Origin of the sequence: Marinobacterium profundum, assembly GCF_001528745.1 — a bacterium.
Taxonomy (GTDB): domain Bacteria; phylum Pseudomonadota; class Gammaproteobacteria; order Pseudomonadales; family Balneatricaceae; genus Marinobacterium_A; species Marinobacterium_A profundum.
This window is the reverse complement of the sequence record NZ_BCNS01000120.1, coordinates 17,614-29,541: the sequence shown is the minus strand read 5'-3', so window position 1 is coordinate 29,541 and position 11,928 is coordinate 17,614. Positions and strand designations below refer to the sequence as shown.

The 11,928-nt window shown below is 58.9% G+C and carries 8 protein-coding genes; all 8 read right to left on the bottom strand.

The features are described 5' to 3' along the window. Window positions 1-238: 238 nt before the first annotated feature. The 8 genes from eno to lpxA all read right to left on the bottom strand — a co-directional run bounded on the left by eno (window position 239) and on the right by lpxA (window position 11,925). Window positions 239-1,534, bottom strand: coding sequence for a phosphopyruvate hydratase (eno, locus tag MPRO_RS12755; protein WP_067292972.1), 1,296 nt, complete (start codon window positions 1,532-1,534; stop codon window positions 239-241). Window positions 1,535-1,574: 40 nt separating this feature from the next. Beyond that, entirely contained in the window at window positions 1,575-3,200 is a 1,626-nt protein-coding gene (gene pyrG, locus MPRO_RS12750) for a CTP synthase (RefSeq protein ID WP_067292969.1), read from the bottom strand. A 245-nt stretch (window positions 3,201-3,445) separates the two neighbouring features. Next, window positions 3,446-4,774 (bottom strand): tRNA lysidine(34) synthetase TilS, encoded by a 1,329-nt coding sequence (tilS, locus tag MPRO_RS12745; protein ID WP_067292966.1) that lies wholly within the window; start codon window positions 4,772-4,774, stop codon window positions 3,446-3,448. Between the two features lie 19 nt (window positions 4,775-4,793). Continuing rightward, window positions 4,794-5,750: an acetyl-CoA carboxylase carboxyl transferase subunit alpha gene (accA, locus tag MPRO_RS12740; protein ID WP_067292962.1), complete on the bottom strand. Its 957-nt coding sequence runs from the start codon at window positions 5,748-5,750 to the stop codon at window positions 4,794-4,796. Window positions 5,751-5,874: 124 nt separating this feature from the next. Then, window positions 5,875-9,369, bottom strand: coding sequence for a DNA polymerase III subunit alpha (dnaE, locus tag MPRO_RS12735; RefSeq protein WP_067292959.1), 3,495 nt, complete (start codon window positions 9,367-9,369; stop codon window positions 5,875-5,877). Window positions 9,370-9,375: 6 nt separating this feature from the next. After that, window positions 9,376-9,993: a ribonuclease HII gene (gene rnhB / locus MPRO_RS12730; RefSeq protein ID WP_067292955.1), complete on the bottom strand. Its 618-nt coding sequence runs from the start codon at window positions 9,991-9,993 to the stop codon at window positions 9,376-9,378. Next, window positions 9,994-11,148 (bottom strand): lipid-A-disaccharide synthase, encoded by a 1,155-nt coding sequence (lpxB, locus tag MPRO_RS12725; RefSeq protein WP_067292952.1) that lies wholly within the window; start codon window positions 11,146-11,148, stop codon window positions 9,994-9,996. It lies immediately after the preceding gene. Between the two features lie 6 nt (window positions 11,149-11,154). Further along, window positions 11,155-11,925 (bottom strand): acyl-ACP--UDP-N-acetylglucosamine O-acyltransferase, encoded by a 771-nt coding sequence (lpxA, locus tag MPRO_RS12720; protein ID WP_067292950.1) that lies wholly within the window; start codon window positions 11,923-11,925, stop codon window positions 11,155-11,157. Between the last annotated feature and the right edge of the window lie 3 nt (window positions 11,926-11,928).

The window sequence follows — 11,928 nt, the reverse complement described above, 5'->3', positions numbered from 1 at the left end:
GCCCCGCTACCCTGGGGGTAGCGGGGCGTTTTGTCGACAGGCACGTCCCCTAAAGGTGTACCTGCAGCTAGCAGCCTGTCGGACTTGGCCTATCGTAACGAGGGAAAGACCGGTTTGCGGCAGTTTTTGAGCTCTTTTGAGGCGAATAGTGGTTCTATTTAACAAAAAAGAGCCCATAAAATGACCAAATTCGGCTTTTCCGCAGTAGATCAGTGGTAAGTCCGACAGGCTGCTAGGCTTACGCCTGACCCTTGATTTCCTTCAAGCCTTTGTAGGGCGCCTGACCTGCAAGTTCTTCCTCGATGCGCAGCAGGCGGTTGTACTTGGAGACGCGATCGGAGCGGCACAGGGAACCGGTCTTGATCTGGCCCGCCGCAGTACCTACTGCAAGATCAGCGATGGTGGTGTCTTCAGTTTCACCGGAGCGGTGCGAAATCACTACGCTGTAGCCGGCATCCTTGGCCATCTTGATCGCATCCAGGGTTTCAGACAGCGACCCTATCTGGTTGAACTTGATCAGAATGGAGTTGCCGATGCTCTTGTCGATACCTTCCTGCAGGATCTTGGTATTGGTCACGAACAGATCGTCGCCGACCAGCTGTACCTTGTCGCCAATCTTGCGGGTCAGGTAAGCCCAGCCGTTCCAGTCGGACTCATCCAGACCATCTTCAATGGAGACGATCGGGTAGGTTTCGGACAGTTGCGCCAGGTAATCGCTGAATCCTTCGGAATTGAAGATCTTGCCTTCACCGGCCAGATTGTATTCGCCGTTCTTGTAGAACTCGGAGGCCGCGCAATCCAGCGCCAGAGTGACATCCTTGCCCAGGCTGTAACCGGCATTGGAGACTGCTTCCTGAATGACCACCAGGGCTTCTTCGTTGGAGCCCAGGTTGGGGGCGAAACCACCTTCATCACCGACAGCGGTGTTCAGGCCGCGGGCCTTGAGCACGGCTTTCAGGGCGTGGAAAATCTCGGCGCCGCAACGCAGGGCTTCTGCGAAATTCGGGCTGCTCACCGGCTGCACCATGAATTCCTGGATGTCGACGTTGTTGTCGGCGTGCTCGCCACCGTTGAGGATGTTCATCATCGGCAGGGGCATGGAGTACTGACCGGGCGTACCGTTCAGTTCAGCGATATGGGCGTACAGGGGGATGCCCTTGACCAGTGCACCAGCCTTGGCTGCGGCCAGGGACACAGCCAGAATGGCGTTGGCGCCAAACTTGGACTTGTTCTCGGTGCCATCCAGCGCCAGCATGATGTTGTCCAGCGCACGCTGATCGGTGACATCCTGACCCAGCAGGGCTTCACGGATAGGACCATTGATGGCGGCAACGGCCTTGAGAACACCCTTGCCCAGGTAGCGGGACTTGTCGCCATCACGCAGTTCCAGCGCTTCGCGCGAACCTGTGGAGGCGCCGGACGGTGCGCAGGCACTGCCCATCACGCCGGACGCCAGAATGACGTCAGCTTCAACCGTCGGGTTACCGCGTGAATCCAGTACTTCGCGCGCCTTGATATCTGCAATCTGTGCCATTTGGATCAATCTCCTAGCTTATTATGTATCCTGAAAACCGTTATTTGGCCTGCTGGTCCAGCGCGGCCTGAATAAAGCCGCTAAAGAGACCGTGACCATCGCGGGGTGACGAGGTGAATTCCGGATGGAACTGGCAGGCAACAAACCAGGGATGATCCGGCACTTCAACCACTTCCACCAGCTCACCATCGGCAGAACGGCCGGAGATGCGCAGCCCCGCCTCCTCCAGCTGAGTCACGTAGTTGTTATTCATTTCATAACGATGACGGTGACGCTCGACAATGCGTGTCGAGTCGTAGGCACGTGCCACATTGGAACCTTCCAGCAACTGGCATTCCTGGGCACCCAGACGCATGGTGCCGCCCAGATCCGTGCTTTCGTCACGTACTTCGACATCGCCCTCGGACGTTGTCCATTCGGTGATAAGACCAATCACCGGATGCGCACTCTTGGGTTCAAATTCGGTAGAATTGGCGCCGACCAGGCCCGCCACGTTGCGAGCGTATTCAATCACCGCAACCTGCATGCCCAGACAGATGCCCAGATAGGGAACCTTGTTCTCGCGGGCATACTGAACGGCCTTGATCTTGCCTTCCACACCACGTTCGCCGAAACCGCCCGGTACCAGGATCGCACTGACGCCCTTGAGGACATCAACACCTTCCTCTTCAACGGTTTCAGAATCGATATAGCGAATATTGACCTTCTTGCGAAACTTGATGCCCGCGTGCGAGATAGACTCGATTAGCGATTTGTAGGCATCCAGCAGTTCCATGTACTTGCCGACCATGGCGATAGTGACTTCACCTTCGGGGTTCAGATGCGCATCGGCCACCTGATCCCACTCACTCAGATCCGCCGGTGGGCAATCCAGATGGAAGCGTTCAACGACAAATTCGTCGAGGTTCTGATCCTTGAGCATGCGCGGAATGCTGTAAATGGTTTTGGCATCCGGCAGGGAAATAACGGCGCGCTCTTCCACGTTGGTAAACATGGACAGCTTGCGGCGGGACGAAACAGGCAGCTCTTTCTCCGAGCGACACACCAGAATGTCCGGCTGAATACCGATGGAGCGCAGCTCTTTCACCGAGTGCTGTGTCGGCTTGGTCTTGGTCTCGCCGGCAGTGGCGATATAGGGCACCAGCGTCAGGTGCATGAAGATAGCGCGGGAGAAGCCCAGCTCAGCCTTCAGCTGACGCACAGCTTCAAGGAACGGCAGTGACTCGATGTCACCCACGGTGCCACCGATCTCAACCAGAGCCACATCCGCATCACCGGCACCTTCGATTACACGGCGCTTGATCTCATCGGTAATGTGCGGGATGACCTGAACGGTACCGCCCAGGTAGTCGCCGCGGCGCTCCTTGAGCAGCACGTGCTGATACACACGACCGGTAGTGAAGTTGTTGCGACGCCCCATGGTGGTACGAATAAAGCGCTCGTAGTGACCCAGATCCAGGTCAGTTTCGGCGCCATCTTCCGTCACGAACACCTCACCATGCTGAAACGGACTCATGGTCCCCGGATCGACGTTGATGTACGGATCCAGCTTGAGCATGGTGACTTTCACACCTCGAGCCTCAAGAATGGCGGCCAAGGAAGCGGATGCAATGCCTTTGCCCAGCGAGGACACAACACCACCGGTGACGAAAATGTAACGCGTCATGCAAAACCTGTATGGTCGAAGGTTGAAAAAATGCGGGAAAATTACGAGCTCGAGATGGGGCCACAGGATAGCAAATGCCCCCCTTGCAGACAATCGGAACCTTGCCCGTTACTGCAGCCGGACACGCGCCCCTGCCCCTCAGGCGCCGAACGCCTTACCCAAACACGCTTCCCCGAATCACGCTGTACCTAAACACGTTGTTCCCAGTCACGCTACGCCAGCTGCCTGCTGCACAAGACCTGCGTCTAAGCGGGATGCCAGTCAGCACTATAGCCCTCATCGCCGGCTTCAGCCTGCCAGCCGTCACAGACCCAAAGACCCGGCACCGCAACAATTTCATCGTCACACACCAGCAGAGGCCATGTATCGCGTAGCCAGGGCAGCACCTGGTACTCCTGAAACAGTTTTTTCAGCGGATGGGAGCCGCTGCGCCCCAAAGGGCGACAGCGCTCGCCTTCACGCCTGTAGCGTAAAGCCAGCCCCGCCAGCGTGCGCAGAACAGACGTTTGGTGCGCCGGGATGACGCTTTCGTCAGCCCGGGCCGTGACAATCGACAGACGCCCGTGCGGCAATGCCATATCACCCGGCACCAGCCTGATCTGCGCCAGCTTCTCAGCGCTGGCGGCCTGGGACTGCGCCAGCAGGAACAGGTCTCCACGATATCGACGCAACTTGTACGAGCCGACACTCAACTCTGGTTGCCTATCCGGTCCGGCCTGCAGCACTTCCTGCTCGATACGCGCCAGCAAGGATCCATTAATGGTGACCCCACTAGAAACCGCCAGCCAATGGCGCAGCAGGTTGCGCTGGCGCGGCGGTGACAGGACACTTAGCGCCTTGCCTGTCAGTCCGCCCTGCGATCCCCAACAGGCAGCGAGATCATCCCGCGCCAGTTCTTCCAGCAGCCCGACACTTTCATCCAGCAGACCCGCGCTCAGACCCATGCGAGTCTGCACGCCCGGCCAGCGCTCGATGAGCGGCGCCATAACGCGGTGACGGATAAAATTTCGATCGTAATCGACCGCACTGTTGGACGGATCTTCGACCCAGCTTAAACGCTGCTCCCGCGCCCAGCGTTCCAGCTCAGCGCGCCTTACATCCAGCAGCGGCCGCAGCAGTTGCGCTTCGCCAAGTGCACGCTGGCGTGGCATGCCCGCCAGACCTTTGGGACCGGCACCGCGCATAAGGCGCAACAAGAGTGTTTCAGCCTGGTCATCGCTGTGATGGCCCTGCAGCAGCAGGTCACCCGGGCGAAGTTGCCGGATGAAAGCATCGTAACGGGCGTCGCGCGCATCCGCCTCTGAGGCTGAGGCAGGCGCAACCTCAAGCACCTGGATCGCCAGCCCCAGCGCCCTTGCCTGAGCCACGCAGTGCGCCGCCCAGGCATCAGACTCGGCCTGCAGCTTGTGATTGACATGGAGCAACAGAATACGGGATGGGTCCAGCACCCGGGCAGCCAGTTCAACCAGCACCCGGGAATCCAGACCGCCACTATAGGCAATCAGCCAGCGCCGGACATGATGCTGCTCAGCCAGTTGTCGCGCAAACGCCTGCAGCAACTCATCGGCTGGCATTACCGTGCCTCAGATACGATCAGTCGCGGCTGAGGCCATAGGACATCAGTCGCTCGTAGCGACGTTCCAGCAGCTCGTCGATCGACAGGGCTTCAAATTTTTCCAGCGCCGTCAGCAGTTCCAGCTTCAGATTGGCCGCGGTCAAAGCAGGATCTCGGTGCGCGCCGCCCAGCGGCTCGCTAACGACCTGATCCACCAGACCCAGCTCATGCAGACGACCGGAGGTAATACCCATGGCCTTGGCCGCATCGGCGGCCCGCTCAGCGCTTTTCCACAGGATGGACGCACAGCCCTCTGGGGAAATAACCGAGTAGGTGGAGTACTGCAGCATTAACAGCTTGTCACAGACACCAATTGCCAGGGCGCCGCCGGAACCGCCCTCACCCACAACAGTGGAGATAATAGGCGTTTTCAGACAGGACATCTTCGCCAGATTGAAAGCGATGGCCTCGGACTGACCGCGCTCTTCGGCATCGATACCGGGATAGGCACCCGGGGTATCAATAAAGGTAAGCACCGGCATTTTGAAACGCTCGCCCATCTCCATGATGCGCAGCGCCTTGCGGTAACCTTCAGGGCGGGGCATGCCGAAGTTGCGACGAATCTTTTCCTTGGTCTCGCGGCCTTTTTGATGACCGATAACGACTACCGGCTTGCCGTCCAGCCGGGCGATGCCACCGACGATGGCGGCATCATCTGAAAAATGCCGATCGCCGTGGATTTCGTCAAAATCATCGAACAGGTGTCTTACGTAATCGAGTGTATAGGGGCGCTTGGGATGGCGCGCCAGCTGCGAAACCTGCCAGGCGGACAGATTGGAGAAGATGGACGCAGTCAGACTGCGACTCTTATCCTTCAGCTTGCCAAGCTCTTCCGACAGGTTGATGTCGCTGTCATCGCCGACATGACGCAGCTCTTCGATCTTCGCTTCCAGTTCAGCGATGGGCTGTTCGAATTCGAGGTAATTCGGGTTCATTCGCGTCTGCTTCCGCTCTGCAATTCGGTTACTTGAAGATCATTGTTGAAGAACAACAAACGGGCAATTCTACCCGTTGAGTCCTGTGATAACCACCCCGCACATGACCAGGTAGCGGCCTGCTTTAATAGCGCAGTGCCACCGCCCCTGCACCAAAGCGGTCCAGCAGCTTGAGTACCAGGTCGTCACTGGCCTGCACCTTCCAGCTGTCACCAAAGGGCAGACAAGCCTCGGCATCGGAACGTCTGTAGCGCAGCGTCACCGCCATACTGCCGTTGCCGCGATGACTCTTCAGCACCTCGACCAGCTCGCGCAACCGGCGGCCACCGAGGCTCTGGCTGTCACCACTAATCTCCAGACAGCGGGCGTACTGCGCCCGGGCCTCGCTGATATCCATCACCCGACTGCCCTTGACCTTGAGCCCCCCGTTGTAGTCATCCTGCAGCACTTCGCCTTCCATGATCAGTACCGCATCCTTGTTCAGCTTGCTGCGTGCCAATTCGTAGGCTTCACCGTAGAGGGTCACATCGATGCGACCACTGCGATCATCCAGGGTCACAAAACAGAGCGAGTCGCCCTTCTTGGTTTTCTTTAGCCGCAGGTCTACCACCAGACCCGCCATTTTCTGCTGACGCCCCCGGGCCGGCTGCACCTCGGAAATTTTCTTGCTGATAAAGTGACTCAGCTCCTTCTGGTACTCATCAATAGGGTGACCGGTCAGATAAATCCCCAGGGTGTCCTTTTCGCCGGTCAGGCGTTCCTTGTCGGTCCATTCGCGTACCCGAGTGTAGTCGGCATAGGGATCCCGTGCCTCTTCCACTGGCATTTCACCGAACAGATCGAACATGCCGGCGTCCTGATTGCGCGCGCTCTGGTCCGCCGCCTTGAGGGCATCGGGAATGGCCTCGAACAGCATAGCCCTGCTCGCGCCCAGGCGATCCAGCGCACCGGAGCGCACCAGTGCTTCCATTACGCGTTTATTGAGTTTGCGGGCACCCACACGCTGGCAGAAATCGAAAATATCCTTGAAATTGCCCTGCCCGTCCTGGCGCGCCTGCACTATGGCATCGATGGGGCCTTCACCCACGCCCTTGACCGCACCCAGGCCATAAACTATTTCCCCGGCCGGGTTAACGGTAAACATGTATTCACTGCTGTTTACATCCGGCACCGTTGGGGCCAGCCCCATGTTGCGGCACTCTTCGATAAAGATGACCACCTTCTCGGTGTTCTGCATATCGGAGGAAATAACCGCCGCCATAAAGGGCGCAGGGTAATGCGCCTTGAGCCAGGCGGTTTGATAGGATACCAGCGCATAGGCGGCAGAGTGGGACTTGTTAAAGCCGTAGCCGGCGAATTTTTCCACCAGATCAAAGATATTGCCCGACAGATCGCGGTCGATACCCTGTTGTTCACAACCCTCCAGGAAGATGGCGCGCTGCTTGGCCATTTCTTCGGGTTTTTTCTTGCCCATGGCTCGGCGCAGCATGTCGGCACCGCCAAGCGTATAACCCGCCATGACCTGGGCGATCTGCATGACCTGTTCCTGGTACAGGATGATGCCGTAGGTCGGCTCCAGTACCGGCTGCAGGCTGTCGAGCTGATAATCCACGTGCGGCCAGGCCATAGCGGCGCGGCCGTGCTTGCGGTTGATAAAGTCGTCCACCATGCCCGACTGCAGCGGCCCCGGTCGGAACAGGGCCACCAGAGCAACTATATCCTCGAAGCGGCTGGGCTTGAGGCGGCGAACCAGATCCTTCATGCCGCTGGATTCAAGCTGGAACACCGCCGTCGTTTCGGCGCTTTGCAGCAAGTCGAATGTAGTTTTGTCTTCCAGGTCGATCAGCGTAATATCCAGCGGCGCTTCACCGGCCGGCACGCGGATCTTGTTGATCGTTTTCAGCGCCCAGTCGATGATCGTCAGGGTCCGCAGCCCCAGGAAGTCGAACTTCACCAGCCCGGCCTCCTCGACATCGTTCTTGTCGAACTGGGTTACCAGGCCCTCGCCCGCCTCATCGCAGTAGGTAGCGGCGAAGTCCGTCAGCTTGGTCGGTGCTATAACCACGCCGCCGGCATGCTTGCCGACACCACGGGTCACCCCTTCCAGCTTGTAGGCCATCTCCATGATTTCCTGCGCTTCTTCGCTGGACTCTACGAATTCACGCAGCTGGGATTCCTGCTCCCAGGCCTTGCCGAGCGTCATGCCGACTTCAAACGGAATCAGCTTGGACAGCCGGTCCGCCAGGCCAAAGGGTTTGCCCTGCACACGGGCAACGTCGCGCACCACCGCCTTGGCCGCCATGGTGCCGAAGGTGATGATCTGGGAGACCGCATCGCGACCGTAGGTGCGGGCCACGTAGTCGATCACCTTGTCGCGGTTATCCATGCAGAAGTCGATATCGAAGTCGGGCATGGAGACACGTTCAGGATTCAGGAAGCGCTCGAACAGCAAGTCATATTCCAGCGGATCCAGATCGGTGATCTTCTGTGCATAGGCCACCAGGGAGCCGGCACCCGAACCACGCCCAGGCCCCACCGGTACGCCGTTTTCCTTACCCCATTTGATAAAGTCCATAACGATAAGGAAGTAGCCGGGAAAGCCCATCTGAATGATGATCTCGAGCTCGAACTCGAGCCGGTCTATATACAGCTGGCGCTTGGCGTCGTACTCCGGATCCTTGCGATCAAGCAGTATCTCGAGCCGCTCCTCCAGGCCATCGAAGCTCACCTGACGGAAGTAGTCATCCATCAGCATGCCTTCAGGCACCGGGAAGCGCGGCAGATAATAAGTGCCAAGCTCAATTTCTATATTGCAGCGCCGGGCGATTTCGACACTGTTGGCCAGCGCTTCCGGAATATCGGCGAACAGCTCCTGCATCTCCGCCGCCGAGCGGAAATACTGCTGATCGCTGTAATCCCGCGGCCTGCGGGAATCGTCCAGGGTACGACTGAGGTTGATGCAGACACGCGCCTCGTGGGCGTCAAAATCCTCCGCCTTGAGGAACATCACCTCATTGGTAGCAACCAGCGGGCAGCCGGTTTCGTGGGCCATGGCAACACTGGCATGCACCAGATCTTCCTCACCCTGGCGCCCAGTGCGCTGCACCTCCAGATAATAGTTATCCGGGAATATCTCCATCCACTCGCGCAGCACGGCAATAGGCGATGCCTTGTCCGACTGCATGGCCCGACCCACTTCCCCCAGACGACCGCCGGACAGTGCAATCAGGCCTTGCGAGCGTTCGCGAATCCAGGCTTTCTTCAGAATTGCCTTTTCACCCACGATATTCTGACCTTCGGCATAAGCCTGGGACACCAGCTCCATCAGGTTGCGATAACCCTTGCCGTTGCGCACCAGCAACGTCATGCGATGGGGCTCACCCGCCGGATCCGACTCGTTCATGACGTGCACATCGACGCCACAAATCGGTTTTATGCCAGCGTTCAGCGCAGCCTTGTAAAACTTGATGGTGGCGAAGAGGTTGCTCTGATCGGTCACCGCCACCGCCGGCATACCCGCCGCCTTGGCCGCCGCGACCGCTTCCTTGACCCGTACCAGTCCATCAACCAGGGAGTATTCGGTATGCAGGCGCAGGTGAACGAATTGGGGTGTCGCCATGGGGTCTCAGTCTCCGGGTTGCAGCAGCTCACGCACGGGGCGAAAACTGCGGCGATATTCAGGCAGGGGCCCCAGACGGCGCAACGCGGCCAGATGGGCCGGCGTCGGGTAACCCTTGTGTTGCGCAAAACCATAGTCGGGATGCATACGGTGCAAGTCAGCCATTTCCTGATCGCGCACCACCTTGGCAATAATCGAGGCGGCACTGATCGCCGGTACCTTGGCATCACCCTTGATCACGGCCTCGCTCGGACAGGCCAGCCGCGGGCAGCGATTGCCGTCTATCAGGGCAAAGTCGGGCCTTACCGATAATCCTGCCACCGCGCGCTGCATCGCCAGCATGGTGGCATGCAGAATATTCAGTTCATCAATTTCTGCGGGGCTGGCCGAGGCCACACACCAGGACAGAGCCTTGTCACAGATTTCGCCATACAGCGCCAGGCGTTTCTTTTCGCTCAGCGCCTTGGAGTCCGCCAGCCCCTGGATCGGGCGTGCCGGATCCAGAATTACGGCGGCAGCCACCACATTGCCGACCAGGGGGCCACGCCCAACCTCATCGACACCGACTACATGCTTGTCGGCACCCTGTTCTGCGCCAAAGAAATCCAGTTCCTGCAACTGCATTCAGAGTGACCTGTCGACAAGCAGCTGCATGATCGCATCGGCCGCGCGCTCGTCTGCATCGCAGTTGAGCGCCTCGTGTATCTCGGCGAAACGCTCACGCAGCATGGCGGCATGGGCCGGATCTTCCAGCTGTTGCAATAACAGCGGCCCCAGGATCTCCGGGCGCACCTCATCCTGCAGCACTTCAGGCACCAGGGGCGCATCGGCCAAAAGATTCGGCAGCGAAATAAAGCGGCTCTTTATCAGCCGTGACAGTATCCGGTGCGTCAACCCGGCCATGCGATAGGCCACTACCATGGGCTTTTTCAGCAGCATGGCTTCCAGGGTCGCGGTGCCCGAGGCAATCAGGATCACGTCCGCCGCCTGCATCAGGGTGCGTGACTGCTTCAAACACAGTTCAACCTGCAAATCGGCGAACTCTGTGTCGATTAGCTCGCGCAGCGTCTGCAGACGGGTTTCGTTCGCCGCCGGCAGCACAAAACGCAACTGCGGCCGGCGCTGTTTGAGCCAGCGGGCCGTTTCCAGGAAAGGCCGTGCCAGATACTTAAGCTCGCCGCCACGACTGCCTGGCAGCAAGGCCACGACCTCATCCGTCACCGCCAGGCCGAGCTGCGTCCGCGCCTCGGCGGTATCGGGCCGCAGCGGAATCTGGCTGGCCAGCGGATGGCCGACAAAGCAGACACGCTGGCCATTTTCCTGATAAAAACGCGCCTCAAATGGAAACAGCGTCAGCATCAGATTAGTGGTCTGCAAAATCTTGAACACGCGCTTGCGCCGCCAGGCCCAGACCGATGGGCTGACATAATGCACAGTAGGGATACCTGCACGGCGCAGCCTGCCTTCCAGATTAAGGGTAAAGTCCGGCGCGTCTATACCGATAAACAGATGCGGACGCGTACTGGTGAAGTGGTGACGCAGGTTGCGGCGAATGCCCATCAGTTCAGGCAATCGGCCGAGCACCTCGACCAGCCCCATTACCGACAAGCGCTCCAGCGGATAAAGCGAACGGCAGCCCGCGGCGATCATCAGATCACCGCCGATACCTTCGACTTCAAGATCAGGGAAGCGCCGGCGCAGCGCTTCAATCAGACCGGCTCCCAGGATGTCCCCCGAAGCCTCTCCGGCAACAATGCCGATACGCAGTGACTGCGACACCCGCCGCTACCGGATGATGCCGCGGGTCGAAGCCTGCAGCGAATCAATCAGCAATTGCAGTTCCGGGCAGTTGCTGCGCATCTGCTCCAGCTGTTCCAGTGCCTGATCCAGCGTCAGACGCTGGCGATACACCACCTTGTAGGCCTGACGCAGGGTGCGCAGCGCCTCGGGCGAATAACCCCGGCGGCGCAAACCTTCGGTATTGATACCGTGTGGCGTCGCCGTATTACCGGTGGCCATGACATAGGCCGGGATATCCTTGAGTACCACACTGCCGGCACCACACATCACATGGGCGCCTATATGGCAGAACTGATGCACGGCGGTAAAGCCACCCAGAATGGCGTGATCACCCACATGCACATGGCCTGCCAGCGCGGCATTGTTGGCCAGAATCACATGATCACCCACCATGCAGTCATGGGCCACATGGGTGTTGGCCATGAAGAGGTTGTGACTGCCTATGCGGGTCAGGCTCTGATCCTGCACAGTGCCACGGTGCACGGTCACGCCTTCGCGAAAAATATTGTGATCGCCCACTTCGAGCCGCGTCGGCTCACCGGCGTACTTCTTGTCCTGGCATTCCTCGCCAATGGAAGAAAACTGGAAGATACGGTTGTGCCGCCCGATACGGGACGGACCCCGTATCACCACATGGGGGCCTATAACCGTACCTTCGCCGATTTCTACATCGGGTCCGATGATACTCCAGGGCCCGACCTCCACGTCGGACGCAATTTTGGCACTGGCATCAACAATGGCGTGGGAGTCGATCAAGGG